The 24,551-nt window shown below is 63.6% G+C and carries 20 protein-coding genes; 12 read left to right on the top strand and 8 right to left on the bottom strand.

Translation table 11 applies throughout. The features are described 5' to 3' along the window. Positions 1-22: 22 nt before the first annotated feature. Genes nirD through R3F72_RS06070 form a run of 3 tightly spaced genes read right to left on the bottom strand, consistent with a single transcriptional unit; the run spans position 23 to position 4,217 of the window. Complete coding sequence (gene nirD, locus R3F72_RS06060; RefSeq protein WP_332779181.1) at positions 23-424, bottom strand: nitrite reductase small subunit NirD; 402 nt, start codon at positions 422-424, stop codon at positions 23-25. Next, the gene (nirB, locus tag R3F72_RS06065) at positions 421-2,985 is read right to left on the bottom strand and encodes a nitrite reductase large subunit NirB (protein WP_332779182.1); all 2,565 of its coding nucleotides are present in this window, start codon (positions 2,983-2,985) and stop codon (positions 421-423) included. The genes nirD and nirB overlap by 4 nt, the downstream gene beginning before the upstream one ends. Beyond that, positions 2,982-4,217, bottom strand: a complete 1,236-nt coding sequence (locus R3F72_RS06070) for an NAD(P)/FAD-dependent oxidoreductase (protein ID WP_332779183.1) — start codon at positions 4,215-4,217, stop codon at positions 2,982-2,984. The genes nirB and R3F72_RS06070 overlap by 4 nt, the downstream gene beginning before the upstream one ends. A gap of 844 nt (positions 4,218-5,061) precedes the next feature. On the opposite strand from R3F72_RS06070, the gene R3F72_RS06075 reads away from it, so the two are divergent. The 4 genes from R3F72_RS06075 (at position 5,062) to R3F72_RS06090 (ending at position 9,801) form a co-directional block, all read left to right on the top strand. Continuing rightward, positions 5,062-7,959 carry a nitrate reductase gene (locus tag R3F72_RS06075; RefSeq protein ID WP_332779184.1) on the top strand — a complete coding sequence of 966 codons (2,898 nt, stop codon included), beginning with the start codon at positions 5,062-5,064 and terminating at the stop codon, positions 7,957-7,959. Beyond that, the gene (gene cobA / locus R3F72_RS06080; RefSeq protein ID WP_332779185.1) at positions 7,946-8,845 is read left to right on the top strand and encodes a uroporphyrinogen-III C-methyltransferase; all 900 of its coding nucleotides are present in this window, start codon (positions 7,946-7,948) and stop codon (positions 8,843-8,845) included. Before R3F72_RS06075 ends, cobA begins: the two co-directional genes overlap by 14 nt. Before the next feature lie 61 nt (positions 8,846-8,906). Further along, entirely contained in the window at positions 8,907-9,248 is a 342-nt protein-coding gene (locus tag R3F72_RS06085) for a zinc ribbon domain-containing protein YjdM (protein ID WP_332779186.1), read from the top strand. Positions 9,249-9,333: 85 nt separating this feature from the next. Further along, positions 9,334-9,801, top strand: a complete 468-nt coding sequence (locus R3F72_RS06090) for a GNAT family N-acetyltransferase (RefSeq protein ID WP_332779187.1) — start codon at positions 9,334-9,336, stop codon at positions 9,799-9,801. Positions 9,802-9,888: 87 nt separating this feature from the next. Here the strand turns inward: R3F72_RS06090 and R3F72_RS06095 are convergent, their stop codons facing one another. The 4 genes from R3F72_RS06095 to R3F72_RS06110 form a co-directional block, all read right to left on the bottom strand. Then, positions 9,889-11,253 carry an MFS transporter gene (locus R3F72_RS06095; protein ID WP_332779188.1) on the bottom strand — a complete coding sequence of 455 codons (1,365 nt, stop codon included), beginning with the start codon at positions 11,251-11,253 and terminating at the stop codon, positions 9,889-9,891. A 384-nt stretch (positions 11,254-11,637) separates the two neighbouring features. Next, positions 11,638-12,933, bottom strand: coding sequence for a nitrate- and nitrite sensing domain-containing protein (locus tag R3F72_RS06100; RefSeq protein WP_332779189.1), 1,296 nt, complete (start codon positions 12,931-12,933; stop codon positions 11,638-11,640). A 290-nt stretch (positions 12,934-13,223) separates the two neighbouring features. Further along, on the bottom strand, positions 13,224-13,586 hold the full coding sequence (locus R3F72_RS06105; RefSeq protein WP_087718437.1) for a hypothetical protein: 363 nt from the start codon (positions 13,584-13,586) through the stop codon (positions 13,224-13,226). 182 nt (positions 13,587-13,768) lie between these two features. After that, on the bottom strand, positions 13,769-14,227 hold the full coding sequence (locus tag R3F72_RS06110) for a hypothetical protein (RefSeq protein ID WP_087718438.1): 459 nt from the start codon (positions 14,225-14,227) through the stop codon (positions 13,769-13,771). A 215-nt stretch (positions 14,228-14,442) separates the two neighbouring features. Here R3F72_RS06110 and R3F72_RS06115 point away from each other — a divergent pair, with 215 nt between their 5' ends. The 3 genes from R3F72_RS06115 (at position 14,443) to R3F72_RS06125 (ending at position 17,063) form a co-directional block, all read left to right on the top strand. Then, positions 14,443-14,784: a PepSY domain-containing protein gene (locus tag R3F72_RS06115; protein ID WP_332779190.1), complete on the top strand. Its 342-nt coding sequence runs from the start codon at positions 14,443-14,445 to the stop codon at positions 14,782-14,784. A 111-nt stretch (positions 14,785-14,895) separates the two neighbouring features. After that, complete coding sequence (locus R3F72_RS06120; RefSeq protein ID WP_087718440.1) at positions 14,896-15,567, top strand: winged helix-turn-helix domain-containing protein; 672 nt, start codon at positions 14,896-14,898, stop codon at positions 15,565-15,567. Further along, positions 15,564-17,063: a sensor histidine kinase gene (locus R3F72_RS06125; protein WP_306298790.1), complete on the top strand. Its 1,500-nt coding sequence runs from the start codon at positions 15,564-15,566 to the stop codon at positions 17,061-17,063. The genes R3F72_RS06120 and R3F72_RS06125 overlap by 4 nt, the downstream gene beginning before the upstream one ends. 59 nt (positions 17,064-17,122) lie before the next feature. Here the strand turns inward: R3F72_RS06125 and R3F72_RS06130 are convergent, their stop codons facing one another. Then, a complete protein-coding gene (locus tag R3F72_RS06130) occupies positions 17,123-18,112 on the bottom strand; it encodes a LacI family DNA-binding transcriptional regulator (RefSeq protein ID WP_218776962.1) in 990 nt (329 codons plus the stop codon). Between the two features lie 482 nt (positions 18,113-18,594). Between R3F72_RS06130 and R3F72_RS06135 the strand changes: the two genes are divergently transcribed. The 5 genes from R3F72_RS06135 to R3F72_RS06155 all read left to right on the top strand — a co-directional run bounded on the left by R3F72_RS06135 (position 18,595) and on the right by R3F72_RS06155 (position 24,529). After that, positions 18,595-19,914, top strand: coding sequence for an ABC transporter substrate-binding protein (locus R3F72_RS06135; protein WP_332779191.1), 1,320 nt, complete (start codon positions 18,595-18,597; stop codon positions 19,912-19,914). A gap of 230 nt (positions 19,915-20,144) precedes the next feature. After that, positions 20,145-20,990 (top strand): carbohydrate ABC transporter permease, encoded by an 846-nt coding sequence (locus tag R3F72_RS06140; protein WP_256961123.1) that lies wholly within the window; start codon positions 20,145-20,147, stop codon positions 20,988-20,990. Further along, entirely contained in the window at positions 20,987-21,811 is an 825-nt protein-coding gene (locus R3F72_RS06145; protein WP_087718443.1) for a carbohydrate ABC transporter permease, read from the top strand. The genes R3F72_RS06140 and R3F72_RS06145 overlap by 4 nt, the downstream gene beginning before the upstream one ends. Before the next feature lie 45 nt (positions 21,812-21,856). Continuing rightward, on the top strand, positions 21,857-22,993 hold the full coding sequence (locus R3F72_RS06150) for an ABC transporter ATP-binding protein (protein ID WP_087718444.1): 1,137 nt from the start codon (positions 21,857-21,859) through the stop codon (positions 22,991-22,993). A 60-nt stretch (positions 22,994-23,053) separates the two neighbouring features. Beyond that, positions 23,054-24,529, top strand: a complete 1,476-nt coding sequence (locus R3F72_RS06155) for a mannitol dehydrogenase family protein (RefSeq protein ID WP_332779192.1) — start codon at positions 23,054-23,056, stop codon at positions 24,527-24,529. Positions 24,530-24,551: the final 22 nt, after the last annotated feature.

Raw genomic sequence — 24,551 nt, forward strand, 5'->3', positions numbered from 1 at the left:
CGTCATGGTATGGGTCAAGTCATCACGAATCCGCCTCCACGGGGATATGAAGCACCACGTCGTCGCCGCTCCACCCGACGGACCAGGTACGCAAGCGCTGCGTGGTATCCTCGAGGCACTGGCCGTCCGGCAGCCGGAAGTGCTGCTTGTAGATCGGCGAGGCGACGACCAGCTCGCCCTTGAGATCGCCAATGATGCCGCGGCCGATCACGTTGGCGCCGGAAAACGGATCGCGGTTGTCTAAGGCGTAAAGCTCATCGTCAGCTTCGGGTCCACGAGGTAGATAGAAAAGCGCTATCTGATGGCCATCATGCCAGGCGACGATGCCGGAGCCGGCAACCAGGTCCGCCCGGCTGCACAGGCGAACGGGGCGTGAAGAGGAGGCAGACTGCGCTGCCTCGGTTTCCAGGATGAGTTCGCTCATGACGTTACCTCCACCGCCAGTGCGGCAATCTCTTCGGGGCGCGCAGGTCTCGGCTGGTCGCGCTCGCTGACGGCGATGATGTCGGGATCGCTGCGCTTGTCGTTGACGAAAGTGCGGAAGCGCTTGAGCTTTTCCGGATCCTTCAGCGCTCCGGCCCATTCACACTCGTACTGATCGACCACGTGCTGCATCTGGGCTTCGAGCTCGTCACCCAGCCCCAGGCTGTCCTCGAGAATCACCGCCTTGAGATAGTCGAGCCCGCCTTCCAGGTTCTCGCGCCATACCGAGGTGCGCTGAAGTCGATCGGCGGTGCGGATATAGAACATCAGCAGCCGGTCGATGATGCGCAGCAGCTCGGTGTCGTCGAGATCGGTGGCGAACAGCTCCGCATGGCGCGGACGCATGCCGCCATTGCCGCAGACATAGAGATTCCAGCCGTGCTCGGTGGCGATCACGCCGACGTCCTTGCTCTGGGCTTCGGCACATTCCCGCGTGCAACCGGAAACGGCGAACTTCAGCTTGTGCGGCGAACGCAGGCCCTTGTAGCGATTCTCGATAGTCAGTGCCATGGCGACGCTGTCCTGAACGCCGTAGCGGCACCAGGTGTTGCCGACGCAGGACTTCACCGTGCGGGTGGATTTGCCGTAGGCGTGGCCGGTCTCGAAGCCGGCGGCGATCAGCTCGCTCCAGATGTCCGGCAATTCATGCAACTGGGCGCCGAACAGATCGATACGCTGGCCGCCGGTAATCTTGGTGTAGAGATCGTACTTCTTGGCTACCGCGCCGATGGCGATCAGCTTGTCCGGGGTGATCTCGCCACCGGGAATGCGCGGAACCACCGAATAGGTGCCGTTCTTCTGCATGTTGGCCATGAAGGTGTCGTTGGTGTCCTGCAGCGGCACCAGCGATGGGTTCGTGATCGGCGCGTTCCAGCACGAGGCGAGGATCGAGGCGACGGCCGGCTTGCAGATGTCGCAGCCCATCCGGCCTTTACCGTGACGCGCGTGGAGCGCCTCGAAGCTTTGAATGCCTTCGACCCGGATGAGGCCGTAGAGCTCCTGGCGGGTGTAGGCGAAGTGCTCGCACAGGCTGCGGTCGACTTCGACGCCACGGCTTTCCAGCTCGTGTTCGAACACTTGCTTGAGTAGTGCCGTACAGCCGCCGCAACCGGTGCTGGCCTTGGTGTCGGCCTTGAGCGTGCCGAGATCCGTGCAGCCGGCCTCGACCGCCTGACAGACCGCCCCTTTGGAGACGTTGTGACACGAGCAGATGGTCGCTGTCTCGGGCAGGGCATCGGCACCCAGCGTCGGCGCGCCTTCGGTGCTGGGGAGGATCAGCGCGGCCGGATCCTTGGGCAGTTCCAGGCCGTTGCTGTAGTACTGCAACAGGGTATCGTAGTAGCTGTTGTCGCCGACCAGCATGGCACCGACCAGCTTCTTGCCATCGCTGGAGACCACCAGCTTGCGGTATTCCTGCTTGATCTGATCCAGATAGCGGTACATGCGAGCCCCGGGGGTGCGGTCGCCATGCGCATCGCCGATCGAGCCGACATCGACGCCGAGCAGCTTCAGCTTGGTGCTCATGTCGGCGCCCTGGAAGGTGAGTTCGCCCTCGACCAGGGTGTCGACGGCGGCCTTGGCCATCTGGTAGCCGGGGCCCACCAGGCCGAAGATGCTGTCCTGCCATAGCGCCACTTCGCCGATGGCCAGAATGTTCGGATCGCTGGTGCGGCAGTTGTCGTCCACCACCACGCCGCCGCGCTCGCCGATCTCCAGCCCGCAATCCCGGGCCAGCCGATCCTGGGGGCGGATGCCGGCGGAGAACACGATCAGGTCGGTTTCCCACACTTTCTCATCCTGGAAAACCATGCGGTGCTGGTGGTCCTGGCCGTCCTCGATACGCTGAGTGGCCCGGCCCGTCAGTACCTGAACCCCCAACTGCTCGATCTTTTCGCGCAGCAGATCGCCGCCTTCGGTGTCGACCTGCATCGGCATCAGGCGCGGCGCGAACTCCACCACGGCGGTGTCGAGATTCAGGCCGCGCAGGGCATTGGCGGCCTCCAGCCCCAGCAGGCCGCCACCGACGACCACGCCACTGGAAGCCGTTTCGGCCGCGGCGCGGATCGCATCGAGATCGTCCAGAGTACGGTAGACGAAACAGTTGGGGCGGTCGTTACCCGGAATCGGCGGCACGAAGGGGTAGGAGCCGGTCGCCAGGATCAACTGGTCGAAAGCGTGGCCGCCACGTTCGGTGACGACGAGGCGGGATTCACGGTCGATGGCGCTGACGGCTTCTCCCAGGCGAAGGTCGATGCCATGTCTGGCGCAGAAGTCCGCTTCGCCCAGGGCCAGGGCATCGGCATCGCTGCCGGTGAAGTAGTCTGATAGATGCACGCGATCGTAGGCGCGGTGGCGTTCCTCGCCGAAGACGGTGATGGCGTAGTGCTGATGCGCCTGGCGTTCGACCAGCTGCTCCAGACAGTAGTGGCCGACCATGCCATTGCCGATCACGATCAGGCGAGGCTTGCGGGGCGGGGTCGGGGTGTCGGCTTCGAAGGTCATGCCGCTTCCTCCAGTGAGTGTTGAGTGTCTTCGGTCAGGCGTTGCGCGACATCGCTCGCGCCGAACAGCAGCAGATCGCGATGGTGGCCGAGATCCGCACCGGCTCGGGACAGCTGAAACAGCGCCGGACCATCGCCGGTATCGCCGTAGAGCACGGCGCCGATCAGTCGGTCGTTGCGAAGCAGCAGGCGGCGATAATCGCCGCCTTCCGGGTCGGCGTAGGTCAGGATGTCGTCGTCGGGTTCCGCCTCGACGGGGCCGAACGCGTAGAGAGAGATGCCGGCGACTTTCAGCCGCGTGGCGCAGGCGCTGTCGCTGTAGGGTTGCGGCGTCTGGCCGCCGAGGAGATCCGCCAAGGTCTCGACCTGCTGCCAGATCGGCTCGACCAGGCCCACCGTGGTGCCGTCGAATTCGCAGCATTCACCGATGGCATGAATCCGGGGATCGCGGGTAGTCAAGGTGGCATCGACGCAGATGCCGGCGCCGACATCGAGACGGGCCAGGCGGCCGAGCTCGGCGTTGGGCGTGATGCCGGCGGCCACCACCACGCAGTCGGCGGCCAGTCGGCGGCCGTCGGTCAGTCGCACGGCCTGGACGTTGCCCTGGGCGTCGGCGTCACAGCCGGACAGGCTCGCATGGGTCTCTATCGTCAGCCCGCGCCGTTCGAGCGTGTCACGCAACCAGGTGGCGGCGGTGACATCGAGCTGGCGGTTCATCAGTCGATCGCCGCGCTGCAAAAGCGTGACCGCCAGGCCACGCTTGCGCAGGCCCTCCGCCGCTTCCAGCCCCAGCAGCCCGCCGCCGACGACCACCGCCCGGCTGCCCGATGATCGGGCGATCAGCCAGTCGACATCGTCGAGATTGCGAAAGCCGCCGACGTTACCCAGCTCGATGCCGGGAATAGCCGGCAGCGTGGGGCGTGAACCGGTGGCAATGACGAGACGGTCGTAGTGAACCGGGTCGCCGATGTCGGTATGGACACGTCGATGGGTACGGTCGATCGTCACCACGCGCTCGCCCAGCCGCCACTCGACGCTGGCGGACATCTCGTCGCTCAGCCGGGTATCGAGGGAGTCGCGTTCGATCTCGCCGGCCAGCCACGGCGACAGCAGGATCCGGTTGTAGGCCGGTGAAGCCTCCTCGCCGATCGTGGTGATGTGAATCGGCCGGGTCGGACGGTCCTGTAGCGCCTGCAGCAGCCGGTGTCCGGCCATGCCATTGCCGATGATCACCAGATGTTCTCCGGCATCGGGTGGTGCTTTGGATGGCGCATCGGCTGGTGCTTTGGATGGAGCATTGGCTGGTGCTTTGGATAGAGAAAGGGCGGTCCTGCTCATGTTGATCCCCCGTCAAGCGACGTTTTCAAGCGCAGACGTTTTCCGAGTTCGGAAGAGACGCCTGGAAAAACGGCGGCGCAACGCAAAAGGCACCTGATGACACGGAGTATTGAACTCCGCGGCATCAGGCGCCTTTGCCTGAATATCGATGTGCCTGAATATCGATGCGACGCCCGAGAGCCGACGAATGCAGTGGCAACCGTCAGCCTGCCGGGGCGTGCCATGGCTATCTGGCGCGACGCTGCCTCGATGCAGCGCCGGCCTGGCGATCGCGACCGCCATTGGTCGCCGATGGTGGAACTCAAGCGAAGGCCATGCCAGTTCGCCGATCTTCAAATCGATTCAGTGGCTTGGTAGCAACGAGCGCTATCGAAAGCGGGCAGGAAGAGGGCGGATGGGCGCTGGCCTGCGCAACGCCGGTGCAACGTTGCGCGCTTTCGCACCAAAGGTTGGCATGAACGGCCCGAGATCGGATCTCTCGATTTCGAGGCGCGGGGTGGGCGTGGCTGCAGAAGATTGTCGAAAAAGGAAAAAGCGGCCGGTGGCCTGCTTATTGCTTCGATCTTTTACCCAGGTGTGCCAGTTGCCAACGTCGGCAACGAGCAGCGCTCCGGCACGCAACAACGGCAATGATCACGACGCACCGCGGATACCGGCAGGATCACGCGGCAGCAGGCAAAGAGGCCTGACCTCACGTTCAGCGTGAAGTCAGGCCTCTTTGCGTTTCAGGGAGGCGTTCATGCCCAATCCGTACAGCACGACCGATCCACAGCCTCGGCGAACGACGCCCCGCGAGTCGTTCGGCGACACTGGCTTCTCTTTCGAGTGCACCGCCACCAGATCCTCTTCCGAGAGCACCACGACCTGCCCGTCTTACAAGGGCACCACGACCTGCCCGTATTGCGGCGTCGGTTGTGGCGTTGTTGCGACAGTCGAGAACGGTACGCTGACCGATGTCGCCGGGGATCCGGCTCACCCAGCCAACCAGGGGCGTCTCTGCGTCAAGGGCAGTGCGCTGCACGAGACGCTGGGCGAGCGGGGGCGCCTGTCGCATCCCGTCGTCGATGGCGAAGCGGTGGGTTGGGACGAGGCGCTGCAGTGCGTCGCGTCACGGCTGGCATCGACGCAGCGCGAGCATGGCCGGGAGACGGTGGCAGCCTATCTCTCCGGACAGCTGCTGACCGAGGATTATTACGTTGCCAACAAGCTGTTCAAGGGCTTCCTGGGAACGCCTCATGTCGATACCAATTCGCGGCTTTGCATGGCTTCGGCGGTGGCTGCCTACAAGCGGTCTTTCGGCGCCGACGCGGTACCTTGCTGTTATGAGGATCTGGAGTGCGCGGAACTGGTCGTGCTGGTCGGCTCCAACCTGGCCTGGAATCATCCGGTGATCTATCAGCGGCTGAAGGCCGCCAAGCAGCGCAACCCGCTGATGCGCATCGTGGTGATCGACCCCCGGGTGACAGACAGCTGCGAAATCGCCGACCTCTATCTCGGTATTGCGCCCGGCAGCGATGCCCGGCTGTTCAACGGGCTGCTGGCCTGGATGCACGCCGCTGGCCGGGTCGACCGGATCTATCTAGAACGCCATACCCGAGGCTTCGAAGAGACGATGCAGGCTGCCTGCGAGGACGATGTCGGCATCGAGGCGGTCGCTCGCGACTGCGATGTCGACGCCGAGCGGCTGGAGACCTTCTTCTACTGGTTCGCCACGCAACTGCACGTGGTGACACTCTATTCCCAGGGCATCAACCAGTCGAGCAGTGGCACCGACAAGTGCCAGGCGATCATCAACTGCCACTTGGCGGGCGGCAAGATCGGGCTGCCGGGCGCGGGGCCGTTTTCGATCACCGGCCAGCCCAATGCCATGGGCGGGCGCGAGGTCGGAGGTCTGGCCAACCAGCTCGCGGCGCACATGGACTACCACACGCCGGGAGCCATCGATCGGGTCACCCGATTCTGGCGCACCGAGACGCTGACGCCGACCTTGCCCGATGTGCCGGGTTTCAAGGCCACCGAGCTGTTCGACGCCATCGAGCGAGGGGAGATCCGGGCGGTCTGGATCATGGCGACGAACCCGGTGGTCAGCCTGCCCGAGGCCAATCGCATCAAGCGCATCCTGGCGGCGTGCCCGCTGGTGATCGTTTCCGACTGTATGGCGAATGCCGAGATCCTGGAGGTCGCGGACATCGTGCTGCCGGCCACTGGCTGGTCGGAAAAGGATGGCACCGTCACCAATTCCGAGCGCTGCATTTCCCGCCAGCGCGGGTTGCTGCCGCCGCCTGGCGAGGCGCGTCACGACTGGTGGATCATGACCCAGGTCGCCGCACGTCTCGGCTTTGCCGAGGCATTTCCCTATGTCGATCCCTTCGAGATCTTCGACGAACATGCCCGGCTCTCCGGTTTCGAGAACGCGGTCGAAGGCGAGGGTAGCGAAAGCGACGGCGCCATTTGGCGGCCGTTCGACATTTCGGGGCTGGCGGGGCTGGATCGTGCCGGCTACGACGGCCTGGCACCGGTTCAATGGCCGGTGACCGCCGCGGCCCCCGCGGGCACGCCACGGCTATTCGAGAACGGCCGCTTCGCGACGCCCGATGGCCGTGCCTGGCTGTTGCCGGTTCGTCCGCAGGCGGTACGCCAGGAACTGACCCGGGAAAGGCCGCTGCGCCTGAACACCGGTCGGGTACGGGATCAGTGGCATACCATGACGCGGACGGCGCGGGCCTCCCGCCTGATGAACCATCGCGGCGAGCCCTTCGTCGACATTCACCCGCTGGATGCCGAACGCCTCGGCGTCGCCGACCAGCAACTGGTCGAGCTGACGGGGGGCGATGGTCTCTATCGCGGCCGGGCCAGAATCGCCAAGTCCCAGCGGCCGGGGGAGCTGTTCGCGCCGATGCACTGGAACGACGCCTTCAGCGGCCAGGCCAAGGTCAATGGCCTGGTGGCGGCGGTCGTCGATCCGATCTCCGGGCAGCCTGAATCGAAGCAGGCTGCAGTCAGCCTTCGTCCGCTGCCGATCTCCTGGGAAGCGACATTGATCGTCGCCGCCGACATCGCGGCCGAGATCGCGCCCGCTATCGCGCCCGCCATAGAGAGTGGGCGCGAAGACTACGCCTACTGGGCTCGGATTCCTCTCGACCATTCCGTGCGCTGGCAGCTTGGCGGTCAACCGGATGCCGCGGGACGCGACTGGCTGGCATGGGCCGAGTCCCATCTGCCCGGGCCGGTCTCGCAGTGGAGTCACGACGAAGCGCGCGGGCGCCTGCGCGCCAGCGGTATCGATAACGGCCGGCTGCGCTGGTGGTTGATGGTCGGGCCACCGGAGGGGCTGCCGTCGTTGCGCTGGCTGGACGACTGCTTCGCCAGCGAAGGCGACCAGTTGCTCGATCGAGAGACGCGGCGTCGCATCCTGGCCGGCTGTGCCAGCGGCGCGCGCAGCGACGGCCCGATCGTCTGCAGCTGTCATCAGGTCGGCCAGAATTCGATCATTGCCGCCATCCGCGCCGGCGATACCAGCGTCGAGGCGCTGGGTGCACGCCTCGCCTGCGGTACCCAATGCGGTTCCTGCCAACCCGAGCTGAAAGCCCTGCTCGAAGAAGAGACACAAGAGGAGATGGCCGATGCCAGCCTATGATGCAACTCAAGGCAATACGCGCGGGAAGAGGCTGGAGACGGCCGGCTGGATGGCTCGGCTCTATCAGGCGGCTCGAAACCGAGTCGTGACCACGAGATCGACGAGAAACGTCGTCGACTCGGCTGACGATGCCGGCCGGGTTTCGCTGGTCGGCGCCGGGCCCGGCGCCGCGGATCTGCTGACCGTACGAGCCCTGCGACGAATCGAGGCCGCACACGCCGTGGTCTATGACCGGCTCGTCGGCCCCGACATTCTAGCCTTGCTGCCCCGGGGCTGCGAGCGCTACTACGTCGGCAAGGCGCGTGGCAACCACAGCGTGCCCCAGGCGGAGATCGGCACGCTATTGGTGCGGCTCGCCGCCGAAGGAAAGCGGGTGGTGCGTCTGAAAGGTGGCGATCCCGGAATCTTCGGGCGCATGGGCGAGGAGCTGGCAGCGCTGGCCGAGGCCGGCATCACCCCCGACATCGTGCCCGGGATTACCGCCGCGTCCGGCGCCGTTGCTGCCATGGGGCTGCCGCTGACCGACCGCGCTCACGCCCAGCAGGTTCGCTTCATTACCGCGCAGGCGTGCCGGGACGATGTCTCCCTCGACTGGCACGCGCTGGCCCGGCGTGACGAGACGCTGGTGTTCTACATGGGGTTGAGTCGTGTCGAGACCATCTGCGAAGGGTTGATCGGCGCCGGGCTGCCGTCCGACTGGCCCATCATGCTGATCGCCAACGCCTCGCTGCCGCAGCAGCAAAGGCTGGTGGGCACGTTGGCGGACATGCCGCGAACGCTTGCCGCCAACCCGATGCCGTCGCCGTGCCTGATCGTGGTCGGCAGCGTCGTCGAGATGATCCCTTCTACCGCTGACCAGCTCTTGAGCCTCGAACGCCCGGTTTGACTGGGCAGTTCGAGGCGGGCGGCGTAGACTTCGCGGCTTTCCGAACGCCAGGAGTCTACGCGTGAGCCAGTTACCGCCTTGCCCGCAATGCGGGTCCGAATATACCTACGCCGACAGCCAGCTTGTCGTCTGCCCCGAATGCGGCCATGAGTGGTCCGAAGCAGAAGCGGCGGTCGACGAAGGACACGCAAGCGTCGTGACCGACGCCCATGGCACGCCGCTGGCCGATGGTGACAGCGTCACCGTGATCAAGGATCTGAAGGTCAAGGGTTCTTCCCTGGTGGTGAAAGTCGGCACCAAGGTCAAGAATATCCGCCTGGTCGATGGTGATCACGATATCGATTGCAAGGTCGATGGTGTCGGCGCCATGAAGCTGAAATCCGAGTTCGTCAAGAAGGCCTGAACCGACGTCAGGCCTTCGGTGGATCCATCGGGCTTCTTTTCCCGTCGACCGGCTCGGGATTCGTCATCACAGGCGGGGGACCACAATGGCTTGGAAGATCGCACGGTTGAATCGCGATGACACGCTCGGCATTGAAACGGTGTCGCGTTGGACCTTCGACGCCTGGGGCGGACTTCACCCGCACACGACGTTCGAGGAGTGGCGGAACGAAACCCGCAACGACTGCGGTGCCAAAGGCGTGCCTTCGATATTCGTGGCCATGAGCGCCGGAAAGCCGATAGCTACCGGGAGCCTGACAGTCAGCGACATGAGCATTCGGCCCGCCATGGGGCCTTGGCTCGCCTCCGTTTTCGTCCTGCCGGCCTGGCGCGGCCGCGGTATCGCCTCGGCACTGGTGGCGACGGTGGAAGCGGAGGCCCGGGAAGCGGGTTGTCGACGACTTCATCTCTATACGCCGGACCAGATGGCGCTCTACGCGCGGCTGGGTTGGGTGCCCTCCGAATCTCTGACCTATCGTGGCGAGCGCGTCACGCTGATGCACCGAAATCTCTGAAAAGAGCCGCTACCCGGAGGCAGCGGCGAAGATCGCATGGACGCGCGATGAAGCAGGACCTGGTCGTGATGGCCAAAGGGGCGCCGCTCAGCCGGCAGCGGTTTCCCGCTCGACATCGCGCTCGACGCTGCGCTCGCCGTCGGCCTGATGATAGGCCTGGCGCTCCTCGGCCTCCGTCGTCGGAGAAAAGCGCACCGCCAGCGCGAACAGCGAGGCGGCGATGACCGTCAGCCCCAGATAGAAAAGTCCCTGTTGATAGGAAAGGGACTCCGAACGAAACAGGAAGCCGGCTGCCACGGCGCCTGCGTTGCCGCCGGCACCGACGATCCCCGCGACGGCACCCAGCGCCTTCTTGTTGATGAACGGTACGACACCGAAGGTGGCGCCCTCCGCCATCTGCACGAACAGGCTGAAGACCAGCATGATGCCGATCGCCACGGCCAGGGTCTGCATCTGGGCGAAGCCGGTCAGCGCGATGCCCTCGCACAGCAGCGCGATGAACAGCCAGCGGACCCGTCCCTTGAGCCCGCCGTTGCGGGCGAACAGGTCGGAGAAGATGCCGCCCAGCGTGCGCGCGAACAGGTTCATCAACCCGAACAGGCCGGCGATCAGCCCTGCCGTGGCGAGGTCGAGCGAGAACGTATCGAAGAAGTAGATGGCAGCGATGTTGTTGATCGTGAGTTCGACGCCGAAGCAGGCCGCGTAGACCACGAACAGCGCCCATACGCGGATATCCTTGGCGGCGGCGGCGAAGCTTTGCAGGGCGCCGTGTTCACGGGTGGCTGGCGGCAGTTCGCCGCGGGCCCGCAGATCGCTGAAATTGCCGTCGGGTGCATCCTGGGTAAAACGGTAATAGGCCAGGCCGGTCAGGAACAGCACGATACCGGGCACGACCATCGCCAGCCGCCAGCCCAGCGTTTCGCTGACGCCCAGCATCAGCACGCCGGAAAACACCAGCGGCATCAGGATCTGGGTGGTGCCGCCGCCGAGATTCCCCCAGCCGGCGGTCGTGGCGTTGGCGGTGCCGACCACGTTGGGAGCGAACATCATCGTGGAGTGATACTGGGTGATGACGAAGGAGGCCCCGATCGCGCCGATGGCGAGGCGGGCCAGCAGAAAGGTTTCGAAACTGTCCGCCAGGCCGATCGCCATCACCGGCAGCGACCCGAGGCAGAGCAGCCAGGTGTAGGCCTTGCGCGGGCCGATGCGATCACAGAGCAGACCGATGACCAGGCGCACGAGAATGGTGATCGCGACCGAAGCGATGATCGTGTTGCCGATCTGGGTCTTGGTCAGGCCGAGATCGTCGCGGACGACGGCCATGAGCGGGGCGATGCCGAACCAGCCGAAGAAGCAGACGTGGAAGGCGAACCAGGAGAGATGGAAGGCTCGCATCTGAGGGGTGGAAAAGCTGAACAGACGTATCTTGTTGGCTTTGTGACGGATGTCCATGAAGATCACTCTCCGATGGTGGCGACGACACCGGCCGGTGCCGAGGGCATGAAAAAACGGCGCCCATCTCTCGTCATGCGGTGCATGAAGAGCGATGGACGCCGTTGTCCGTTGCGTCAGCCGGTCGACCTTGACCGTGCTTCAGCGAATGTCTGGCTCGGAACCGTTGGAGCAGGCTCCTGTCGGGCCGCCATTGGCCCGGACTTCTCTATCCAAGCAGAAGCCGTACCAGAATCCTCGAAAAGGCGTCGATTCAAGTAGATAAGGTGTGAAGTCGAAGGCGGGCAGGCACCAATGCGTCCTGACGGCAGGCAGGATCGCGACCCGACGGTGCAGCATGTGGGAGGCGTGCACCAGCGGGTGGCGTGGAAAGACGATGAGGGCTCAGGAACGCTCTCGAGACAGCATGTCGACGAGGTCGATCACGTTTCGGGCCACTTCGATCAACGGCTTGCTCTGGTCCATGGCGGTCTTGCGCATCAGGCGGTAGGCCTCTTCCTCGGAGAGGCGCTGATGGGTCATCAAAAGCCCCTTGGCGCGGTCGATCTGCTTGCGATCGCGCAGCGTCTTGCGCGTGCTCTCGAGTTCGTCGCTGATCTGCTGCAATCTTGCGTGTTGCGTCTGCACCAGGCCGACCAGCGAACGGCTGAAGCGTGACTCCATGGTGCTGGCCGTCAAAGCTCCCAGGCTCGAGGCCGGCTCTGCGTCCGGCACTTCCAGCAGCAGGTTCACCGGTGCCGCCCAGAGCTCGCCATTGAGCGCTTCGCGCAAGCCGGCGCTGTTCTCTATCTCGCGCTCGGCCTGATGAATCCGGTCACGACAGCTGCGTTGCAACTCCTCGACCAGGCGATCCTCGATGTCTTTCATGGCATCGATCCGCTGGGTCATGATGGCGTACCACTGTTCCCCGGGATCATCGAGATCGTTCGGCAGCGGGGTGGCCTGGATGGCCAGATCGCGCAATTGAGCGATGGCCAGATGGATCGGCTGGTCGAGCTCTTGCTGCCAGTGCGAGAGCAGCTCGGTACTGGCGAATTCGCCGAAGGTCTCGAAGCAGCGGTGTTGGGCATCGATCAGCTGCTGCAACGTCTGGCGGTGCGCATCGTCGAACACGCCGAGCGTGAAGCCGAAGGCGCCACAGGCTCGTTCCTGTCCGGCGAGCTCCTTGCCCTGGATGAAATGAAACAGACACACCAGCACGCGGGTGATCTCGGTGTCGCTGGCGGTATCCGCCGCCTCGAAGATCACCGACAGCAGATTGCTGATCAATCGGTTGAACAGGCGCACCGCATCGTCGGCCGTGAGGCGCTGCGCCTCGATGTCGTCGCGAATCGGCGGAAGCGAGTCGAATCCGTGCCACACCGCCGCGATGCGGGTCAGCAGGCGAGCGTTGGCGAGATGGCGTGACGTGCGGTTGGCGTCGTCGAAGGAAGCCCACTCGTCCAGGCGCCGTCGCAGCGTCGCTTCCGCCAGCCGGCTATCGGCGATGCGCTGCTGGCGCTGGTGCGTGAAACGCCGGCCAGCGGAACCGAGATAGATCGTGGAGGCGCCACGTTCCCGCTGCAGGGCATGGACGAAGCGGCAGATATCGCCGACCACGGCAGCGGTTTCCGCCAATCCGGACAGTTGCTCGATTTCCGAGAATTTGGCTGCTCGCAGCAGCCGTTCGGTCGCATTCATGAATCACCGCATCCCGTCTCAACTTGTTATTGTCAATACCGTATGAGCAGAGCGTACGTTGGCGTGAGGGGAGAGTTCGACCAACGTCGAATATGACTCTACCGCGTACGTCCGATCGGCGCACGCGAAGACGGGAAGAGAGTCGATGAGACGCCACGCTCGAGGCGCGGCGATGAAGGCGTTCGGGGGAAGTGGAGCGCGTCGATCGGAAGAGGGCTCGATCGATGCGCGCACGATCAAGCCCGGCGGCGCGGGGAATCAATGCAGGAGGCGAGGCCGGTATGGCGTGCTCAGGGCTCTTTCGAGCGCACCTCGTATTCGCCATCGAGCACCTGCTGGGCACGCCCGGCCGAGTGGGCACTGCCGCCGTCGGGATCGGCGCTACCGCCGGCATATTGCGCTCGAGAGGCGCGGAACTGCTCTGCACGCTTTTTCATGCGATGGCGAAGAAACGGCAGCATCGCCCAGCCGACGACCAGAAAGAACAAGCCGAGCAGGGTGCCGACAATCAGCATGACGCCGAAGAGCAGCCAGGTGAACAACAGGCGAAGGCCTCCGGCACCCTGGCTGGGGCGAGTCTGCTGAACGCGCTCGCGCCATTGTTGCGCGGCACGCCAGGCGGCGTTGCCGGTATCGTGGCGGTTATCGGTCATCCACTTTCTCCTCGGTTGCTGAGAGGGTGTTTACAAAACAGGCGAACGAAGGCAAGACAAGGCAAAATTGGCCGAAAACACGGAGTTTACATGGAGTAAATGAGTATTTGAGGCCGATTTTAACGCTGGATTGTCGAGTGCAGCCCTTTTGTCAACACCCTCTGAGGTCGGCAGCGTTGTGATCATCTGCTCAACTCGTCCCGATGCAGGTCGAGATCGAGTTCGTTCTGCTGCGCGTTGTAGCCTTCTATCTCGATGCGACCATCACTGTCGACTTCGAGTTCCGCGAAATGTTGCATGCCGCGATTCTGGGCCTGGGCCAACGCGTTCTGCAACTCTTCGGCCGTCAGGCTCCAGTCCGGGATGTTCGATTGACGCTGACTTTCCCGCATCAAGGCACCGTCGTCCAGCGCCATCGAGACGTCCAGTTCCCAGCCGTCATCGCGCCACCCTTCGACCTCGAGCCGGTTGTCGTCACGATCCACATCCAGCTTTTCGTAATGGGTGAAGCCATAGCTTTCGGCGCTGTCGAGCAGCGTCTTCAATTGACTGTAGGATAGCGTCGCCTCGTCGGCCAAGGCGCTGGCACTGATTCCGCTTCCCAGTGCAACGGCAGGCAACACCCATAGACGGTATTTCATGATCGATCTCCTGAAGTTCGATATCGGTAGACGCGTTCTTCGCGATGGACCGGCCTTGTCGATAACCATCGTTATACTCGGGGTGACCTTGACGCGAACTGAAAGAGACATTCATCCGGGGTTCATCGTCTACAGCCGTGATACGCCCGGGCGGTGGCGTGTCGCGGGCTGACGTATTCATGTCGGATTCATCGCCTTTGCGGCACACTGCCGACATGAAACTTCGCAAACGTCTCTTACCGTTGATCCTGACGCTGCTCACGAGTGGCGGGATACTTCCGTTGGCCAGTGCCGATGACGATGATTGGCGCGATCTCCACCAGGAGGTCAAGAAGGGGCATCTGGTCGGCATCGGCGAGATCATGGACTGGCTGGAAGCCCGCTACGAGGGACAGATCCTCGAGGTCGAACTGGAGCAGGAAGACGACCGGATCGAGTACGAAGTGGAAATGATCGGCCCCCGGGGGCAGGTCGTCGAATTCGAGTTCGATGCCACCAATGGCGAGTTGCTGAGTGTCGAAGGAGTGAATATCGAGGCGATGAGGAAGTCGCCTTAGCCTGTCGCCGATACTGGCGATATCCGGCCGGAGCCGCCTTTTGACATGGACGAACTCCGCCAGGGACGATCGTTGCAGTGAAAGATGAGTCTTGAATCAGGGAGTCGGTAAATGAAGGTACTGCTGGTCGAGGATGATGCGGCACTGGCCGAGGCGTTGGCAGCTGCGCTGGCCGAGGCCGGCCTGCTGATCGAATCGACGACCACCGGGCAGGAGGCTGACTTCCTGGTGCGCACCGAGCGCTACGATGCGGTCATCCTCGATCTCGGGCTGCCCGACGGTGATGGGACGCGCTGGCTCTCCCAGTGGCGCGAGGACGCGATCGATCTGCCGGTGCTGGTGCTGACGGCACGTGAACGCTGGTCTGACAAGGCGGCCGGCTTCTCCGCCGGCGCCGACGATTACGTCGTCAAACCGTTCGAGACCGCCGAGGTACTGTTCCGGTTGCGAGCGCTGGTTCGCCGCAGTCACGGTCACGCTCATCCGGTGATTCGGATCGGGAAGCTGACCCTGGATACCCATTCGGGCAGCGTCTCGCTGGCCGGGCGACCGATCACGTTGACCGCGCAGGAATCCCGCCTGCTTTCGTACCTGATGCATGCCTCGCCGCGTATCGTCAGTCGCGCCGAGCTGGTCGAGCATGTCTACAACCGCGATCACGAGCCCGACTCCAATGTCATCGACGTCCAGATCAGCCGCCTGCGGCGCAAGTTCGGCCGCGCCCGGATCGAGACGCTTCGGGGTCAGGGCTACCGCCTGGTGGATCTCGAGGCCGAGGCTTGAAAGACCAGAACTCGAAAGGCCAGGACTCGAAAGCCCAAAGCTCGAAAGGCCAAGACTCGAAAGGCAGCGTCCTGAAACGCTGGCGGCCTCGCTGGATATCGCGCTGGGGGGAGCGGTTGCGGCTGGCGCCGTTGGGGGCGCGCCTGCTGGTGGCCTCGCTGCTGCTGGTCATCGTGCTGCTTCCGCTGGCCGGCGTCGGGTTGAGCTACACCTTTCGGCAGTCCGCGACGGCCTCTTTCGATACCCGTCTCGAATCCCTGCTCAATGCGCTGTTGGCCGGCATTCAGGTCGACAGTATCGGCCAACGTCTGCAATTGAACCGTTCGCTGGGCGATGCTCGCTTCGATCGCGTCTATTCCGGCTGGTATTGGCAGGTGAGCAACGGCAGCGATCTCACCCTGACGTCGCGTTCGCTGTGGGACCAGCGCCTGCCGATTCCCGAGCACCAAAGTGGTTTGGCCGTCTACGAGGTCGAAGGCCCGCGCGATGACGACTTGCGCATGATCGAACGTGGCCTGCGCTTGCCGGGGCACCAGGACGTGATCCACGTGGCCCTGGCCGGATCGACCGCGGAACTCAACCATGAGGTCGAGCGCTTCGAGCGCCTGCTGATCGTGTCGCTGGCCACGTTCGGCGTGCTGCTGCTGGCCGGGTTGGCACTGCAGATGCGCTGGGGGCTCGCGCCGCTGCGGCGGATGTCGGCCAATCTGCGGGCGGTGGAGGAAGGGGATATCGAGCGCCTGGACACGCAACTGCCGGTGGAACTGAAGGAGCTGGCGCTGGCCATGAACGGCGTGCTCGAGCGTGATCGGCGCCTGATCGAGCGCGGGCGCGCGGCGGCCGGCAACCTGGCACATGCGCTGAAGACCCCGGTCAGCGTGCTCAAGACGCTCTCGGAACGTTTTCCCGAGGCCCAGCGGCAGCCCATCAATACCGAACTGGCCCGGATCGACGATGCGGTGCGTCACCATCTGGCCCGCGCGTCGGCAGCCGGCGGCGTGGCGTTCTCGGGGCGTGTCTCGATCGGCGACGCGATCGCGCCGGTCGTTCAGGGGCTGGCCAGGCTGGCGGAACGACGCGGCATACGGTTCGATGCCGATATCGATCCGAACGCGGCGGCGCGCATCGACCCGCAGGACATTCAGGAGCTCACCGGGAACCTGCTGGAAAACGCCTTGCGCTGGGCGGACAGCCGGGTTTCGTTCAGTGTCTCCCGGGTATCGCAGGGCGTGCGCCTGCGGATCGAGGACGACGGCCCGGGCATGACCCGCGCCCAGGGGGAGTCAGCCCTGGCGAGGGGTGTCAGGCTGGATGCCCGCGGTTCTGGTTCGGGCCTGGGGCTGGCAATCGTCGAAGACCTGATGATGCTCTACGGCGGCACGCTGCGCCTGGAGCGTGCCGCCCTGGGCGGGCTGGCGGCGGATGTCTGGCTGCCGGCATCGCCGGTTTCGGCGCGAATCGGCGACACGGCCAGCCAGCCGCCGCCAGCCGACTGATTGCCGACCACACCATTGTCACTCGGCACTGTCGGGATTCGGCTGCCTCTGCTCCGGAATCAACGAGTACGAAGCTGGCCTCGCACCACGGTGCGGAAGCCGCGCTGTTCCGGTGACTGAATCGCCGCCAGCGCCAATTGCAGCGCCTGCTGCGCGATTTCCGGCAGGTTGTGATGAATGCAGGGAATCCGCACCCCGAACACGTCGCTGTGCTCAATGTCATCGATGCTGAACAGCTGGACGTCCCGCTGCGGCACGACTTCTTGCTCATGGCAGAGTTTCAGTACCGCCATGGTGATCTGGTTGTTGGCGCCGATGATTCCTTCCGGCCAGGGATGTTCCTGCAGATAGTCCCGCAGCGCCTGATAGGCGGGCTCGAAGCTGAAATCGCTATACACCACATCGAGCGATATCTGGCGGCTGCCGATCGCTTCCCGCAGGCCCGACATGCGGCCGATCGAGACCATCGAGTCGGCCGGCCCCGAGACCGCCAGCAACTGCTGCAGACCCTGCTCGAGACAGTAGCGCCCCGCCTGATAGCCACAGTCGAGATTATCGATGTAGACCCCGCCGTAGTGAGTCGCCTTGAGTTCGCGATCGACCAGCACGACCGGAATGCCCGCCGCCTCGAGGCGATCCAGATAGGCCGGGTGATAGTCGATGTCCGACGAGATGACCGAGAGAATGACCGCATCGACGGAGAACTCGATCAGCTTGCCGATCGCCTCGGCTTCCAGCGTCTCCGACTCGTAGGAATCGAAGACCAGCACGGTATAGCCGCGGGCTCTCGCCGCCAGCGTGATCTCTCGGGTCATGCGGCCGAAGAAGGGGTTGCTCATGTTGGGATTGACGACGCCCAGTGTCCGCGTGGTGGCGGCCTCGCGCTGAGTCGTCCGTGACGGCGACACATAGTTGAGCTCGCGCGCGATGCGCAATATCTGATCGCGCGTTTCGGCATGAACTTTTTCCGGCGAGGAAAACGTGCGCGAAACGGTGATCTTGCTGACCCCGGCCTGGCGGGCAATATCCGCGAGCGTGGTTCGAGGCATTGACCTCATCTCCCTGATAGCACCCGTGATTTTCTGACATCCAGGAGCGACGAACCTGGCCGTCATGCAGTGCGGTGTCAGCGGCTGGAAACCGCTGGTTCACTGCAATCATTCAATATCATTTCGTGTCATTTTCTATCATGGATAGCGTATTGGAGAGCTGCTTTTTCTGTACTACTTAAGTCTAAATGCGGCATTAAACATTGGTCTAATGGTTTTTAAATTATTGATTATAGAGGTTTTTTGTAAAATGAAATGACTTGCGTCAATCAGTGTTAACGCTATGATTTGATTCTGATGTCATGGGCGTCTGAACATGCATCGAATAAAACGCACGGTCGATCTTCGTCGTTACCCAACGCCAGCCTGGAGAGATCAGCTTCGATCATATCCGCAGGGTCGTCCGATACGCGGCGTGACAGCAGTCGAAAACGATAGCCGTCGACAAATAGCAACAACGAGCGCTACGAGAGGAATTCCAGATGAGACTTGCCCTGTTAGTTTCAGGCATCGGTATCGCGGGCCTGGGTGCCTGCTCCGCCGCCATGGCGCAGAGTACGGAGATCACCGTCGCCACCGTGAACAATCCCGACATGGTGACGATGCAGAGCATGATGTCGGCGTTCAACGAGGCGCACCCGGACATCAAGGTCAACTGGGTGACGCTGCCGGAAAACGAACTCCGCCAGAAGGTCACTACCGATATCGCCAGCGGTGCCGGCCAGTACGACGTCGTCACCGTCAGCAACTACGAGACCCCGATCTGGGCGCAGAACGACTGGCTGGCGCCGATGGAAAATCTGCCTGCCAGCTATGACGTCGACGATCTGCTCGAGCCGGTGAAAGATGGGCTGTCGGTGGATGGCACGCTCTACGCGCTGCCGTTCTATGCGGAGTCCTCGGTGACCTACTACCGCAAGGACCTGTTCGAGAAGGCCGGTATCGAAATGCCGGACAAACCGACCTGGACGCAGATCAAGGACTTCGCTTCCAAGATCCAGTCGTCCTCCGATGGCGTCTACGGCATCTGTCTGCGCGGCCTGCCGGGCTGGGGCCAGAACATGGCGCTGTTCGGCACCATGGTCAACAGCTTCGGCGGACGCTGGTTCGACATGGACTGGAACCCGCAGCTGACCAGCGATGAATGGAAGAATGCGGCCAACGCGTATGTCGAGCTGCTCAACGACTACGGCCCGCCGGGCGTGACCTCCAACGGCTTCACCGAGTCCGAGACGCTGTTCGCCAACGGCCAGTGCGGCATGTGGGTCGACTCTACCGTGGCGGCCAGCTATCTCAGCGACCCGGAGACGTCCCAGATTGCGGACAACGTGGGATTTGCCCAGGCGCCCTACGAAACCACCGAGAAGGGCTCCAACTGGCTGTTCACCTGGGCGCTGGCCGTGCCGCAGTCATCCAAGAATCAGGAAGCGGCGAAGACCTTCGTCGACTGGGCGACCTCCAAGGACTACATCCAGACCGTCGCGGCTGACAAGGGCTGGCTGGCGGTGCCGCCGGGAACGCGCCAATCCACCTACGCCAGCGAAGAGTACGTCGAGGCTGCACCGTTCGCGCCGCTGGTCGAGACGGCGATCAAGAGCGCCAGCCCGAACGACTCCAGCGCGCAGGAAGTGCCCTATACCGGCGTGCAGTTCGTCACCATCCCGCAGTTCCAGGCGATCGGTACCCGTGTCGGTCAGTTGATGGCGGCGATGCTGTCCGGTCAGAGCAGTGTCGACGAGGCGCTCCAGCAGGGGCAGACCTTCACCGACCGCATCATGCAGCAGACCGGCAAGCCGCAGTAAGCGACTCGCCTTTGGACACCGCCGGTCGGCCGATCGGCGGTGTCGCTGCGTAAGTCGGATCGTTTAGCTGGACCGTTTAGTCGGACTGTTTAGCCGGACCAGTGGTTGCGTCACGCAATCCCAAGCCACGGGAATCACGCATGAAAGCCATTTCTCGAACCGTCTCGACCGCCACGCCTTCTGCCGAGGTCACCGGGGCGCGCTCTTTCGCCCGTACCACACGGCTGTTGATGGCGCCGGCGGTCATCTTCCTGCTGATCTGGATGCTCGTCCCGCTGGCGATGACCATCTATTACTCGTTCCAGCAGTACAACCTGATCATGCCGATGTACAACGGCTTCGCCGGGTTGAACAACTTCGCGATTCTGCTGGGCGACCCCACGTTCTGGAAGTCGCTGGCCAATACCCTGATCATCGTCGCGGCCAGCCTGGTCATCACGGTGTGCCTGGGTCTGGCGCTGGCACTGCTGTTCAATCGCACCTTCGTCGGCCGTGGCGTGGCTCGCACGCTGGCGGTGGCGCCGTTTTTCGTGATGCCGGTGGTGACCGGCCTGATCTGGAAGAACATGCTGTTCCACCCGGTCTACGGGTTGTTCGCCTGGGTGGCGCGGCAGTTGGGGCTGGAGCCGGTCGACTGGCTCGCCCACTATCCGATGCTGTCGGTGATCATCATGATCACCTGGGAATGGACGCCGTTCGCGCTGCTGGTCCTGCTGACCGGCCTGCAGTCGCTGCCCGAAGACCAGATCGAGGCGGCCAGGCTCGATGGCGCCAATGCCTGGCAGGAGTTCCGCCATATCGTGGTCCCGCATCTGGGGCAGGTGCTCTATGTCGTGGTGATGCTGGAGAGCATCTTCTTCCTGACCTCGTTTGCCGAGATCTACACCACCACCAGCGGTGGCCCCGGGACCGCGACCACCAATCTGCCGTACTACATCTTCCAGACCGTGTTCCAGCAGAACGACATCGGCATCGCGTCGGCGGCCGCCATCGGCGCCGTGATCCTGGCGAACATCTTCGCCATCATGCTGATTCGCTTCATTGCCGGGAACCTCAACGCGGGAGCCGCACGATGAAATCGCAACGGTTTGCCAACACTGCCATGGGCGTGCTCGCGTGGGTCGTGGCGCTGCTGATCTTCTTCCCGATCCTGTGGCTGCTGCTGACCGCGTTCAAGACCGAGCAGCAGGCCTTCACGGTGGTACCGAACTTCTTCTTCTCGCCGACACTGGAGAGCTTCAAGACGGCCCTGGCGCAGGGCAGCGGCTACTGGCACTACGCCTGGAACTCCGCATTGACCGCCGTCGCCTCGACCGTCATCGGGCTGGCGCTGGCGGTACCGGCCGCCTACGCCATGGCTTTCTATCCCAACAAGCGCACCGACTTCCTGCTGGTGTGGATGGTCTCGACCAAGTTCATTCCGGCGGTCGGCGTCCTGATTCCGATCTATCTGGTCTATAGCGCGGTCGGACTGCTGGACAACGCCCTGGGGCTGACGCTTTTGTTCACCGCGATGAACCTGCCGATCATCGTGTGGATGGTCTACTCCTACTTCCGCGACATCCCCAAGGACATCGTCGAAGCCGCCGACATCGATGGCGCCAGCATCATGCAGACCCTGTTCAAGGTGGTATTGCCGCTGGCGCTGCCCGGACTGGCTTCGACCGGTCTGCTGGCGCTGATTCTGGCGTGGAACGAGTCGTTCTGGAGTATCACCATGACTGACCACAGCGCTGCAACGCTGGCGGTTTACATCGCCTCGTTCAAGAGCGCCGAGGGGCTGTTCTGGGCCAAGATGTCCGCCGCTTCGGTGCTGGCGATCGCGCCGATCATCGTGCTCGGCTGGTTCACGCAACGCCAGATGGTCAGAGGGCTGACCTTCGGCGCCGTCAAATGACCGGCGATCGTGCTGGTACCGAATTTCATCGAGAGGGTTAACGACATGGCCATCGTCGAACTCAAGAACGTCGCCAAACGCTATGAATCCCAACACAAGGGTTCAAGTAGCAACAACGCCGTCGACAATTTCAACCTCGTGACGCGCGACGGTGAATTCGTGGTGCTGGTCGGGCCTTCGGGCTGTGGCAAGTCCACCACCATGCGCATGATTGCCGGTCTCGAGCGCAACACCGGTGGCGAGATCCTGATCGGCGGCAAGGACGTCAGCCAGGTGCCGCCGAAAGAGCGCGATATCGCCATGGTGTTCCAGAGCTATGCGCTCTATCCGCACATGAGTGTGGCGGAGAACATGGGGTTCAGTCTGAGACTGAAGAAGCGCCCGGCCGAGGAGATCAAGCAGAAGATCGACGAGGCGGCGCAGACGCTGGGTATCGAACATCTGCTGGACCGCAAGCCGCGCGAGCTGTCCGGCGGTCAGCGTCAGCGCGTCGCGCTGGGACGGGCGATCGTGCGCAACCCGCAGGTGTTCCTGATGGACGAGCCGCTCTCCAACCTGGATGCGAAGCTGCGCGTCGATATGCGCGCCGAGATCGTCAAGCTGCACAAGCGGCTCAACGTGACCACGTTCTACGTCACCCACGATCAGGTCGAGGCGATGACCATGGGCGAGCGTATCGTGGTGATGAAGGACGGTGAAATCCAGCAGATCGATACGCCGATCAATCTCTACGACTTTCCGGCCAACCGGTTCGTGGCCGGTTTCATCGGCAATCCGTCGATGAACTTCCTGCGTGCCCGGCATGCCGACGGCGCGGTCAGCGGACCTGGCTTCGCCTTCACGCTGGACGCGGCCCACACCCAGGCCATGGCATCACGGCGTGTCGTCGATGTCTGGGTCGGCGTTCGTCCGGAACACCTGCGGATCGGCGACGCGGCCGGTGCCAATCGCGTCGAAGGTACGGTGGATGTCGTCGAGACGCTGGGCGCGGTGACCATGGTGCAACTGAGCGTGGGGGAACATGTCGTCACCGCGCAGTTGCCGGGCCATCAGACAGTTCGGATCGGCGACACGCTGACACTGACTTGCGACAGCGACAAACTGCACCTGTTCGACAGCGAAAGCGAGCTGGCCATCGGCCGCGAGTCGGCGGCGGCGTCTTCCGCGACTGCCGAAGCCTAGTCGAGCCTGCGTTGTGCTCAGTATCTTTCCCGGAGCAGTGACTTTTTCAGGAGAAACCCCATGGCATCGCTGAATTCGGCGGCTCTCGACCAACTCGACGGCGCCGTCGCCAAGCCTTCCTACGATCGTAGCCAGGTCACGCCGGGCATCGTCCACTTCGGTGTCGGCGGCTTCCATCGCGCCCACCAGGCGATGTATCTCGACGACCTGATGAACCGAGGCGAAGCGCTGGACTGGGGCATCGTCGGCGTCGGCGTCATGCCGGGCGACCGGCGCATGCAGGCGGCGCTGTCCGCCCAGGATCACCTCTATACGCTGGTGATCAAGCATCCCGAAGGGGAGTATCAGGCGCGAGTCATCGGCTCGATCATCGATTACCGATACGCGCCGGACGACATCGAGGACACGCTGGAGCTGCTGGCGGACCCGAAGATTCGCATCGTCTCGCTGACGGTGACGGAAGGGGGCTACAACTTCCACCATGTCACCGGCGAGTTCGATCTCGGCAACGAGGACATCAAGCACGACCTGGCCTCGCCACAGGCGCCCAGGACGACCTTCGGCATCGTCGCCGAGGCGCTGGCGCGCCGGCGTGAGCGGGGCATCGAGCCTTTCACGGTGATGTCCTGCGACAACATCCAGGGCAACGGCGAGGTGGCGCACAAGATGTTCGTGGCCTATGCCAAGGCGCGGGATGCGGAACTGGGCGACTGGATCGATGCCAACGTCCGTTTCCCCAACTCGATGGTCGACCGCATCACGCCGGTGACCACCGATGCCGACATCGAGGAGATCCACCAACGCTTCGGTATCGAGGACCGCTGGCCGGTGGTGTGCGAACCCTTCACCCAGTGGGTGCTGGAGGACCACTTCAACAGCGGTCGGCCCGCCTACGATCAGGTCGGCGTGCAACTGGTCGATGACGTCATGCCCTACGAGCTGATGAAGCTGCGTCTGCTCAATGCCAGTCACCAGGCGCTGACCTACTTCGGCTATCTGGCCGGCTATCGCTACGCCCACGAAGTGTGCAAGGACCCGCTGTTCGTCGACTTCCTGCTCGACTACATGAATCGAGAGGGCACGCCGACCCTGCGGCCGGTGCCGGGCGTCGACCTCGACGACTACAAGCGCACCCTGATCGCGCGCTTCGCCAACCCGGAGATCAAGGACACCCTGGCGAGACTGTGCGCCGAGAGTTCGGATCGCATCCCCAAGTGGCTGCTGCCGGTAATTCGGGAACAGCTGGCGCAGGACGGCGAAATCCATCGCAGCGCCGCGGTCGTGGCGAGCTGGGCTCGTTATGCCGAAGGCGTCGACGAGCAGGGCGAGCCGATCGTGGTGGTCGATCGGCTCAAGGACGAGTTGATGGCGATCGCCAAGCGCAACCGCGACGAGCCGACCGCGTTCATCGAGAATCGCCAGCTGTTCGGCGATCTGGTCGACGACGAACGTTTCCGCACGGCCTACCTCGATGCGCTAGAACGGCTGTACCGGGATGGTGCGCGTGCCTGCGTCGAGCATCTCGTCGCCAATTGACCTCAGCGACTGACGGGGTAAG

Source organism: Salinicola sp. 4072, from assembly GCF_036663415.1.
Taxonomy (GTDB): domain Bacteria; phylum Pseudomonadota; class Gammaproteobacteria; order Pseudomonadales; family Halomonadaceae; genus Salinicola; species Salinicola salarius_A.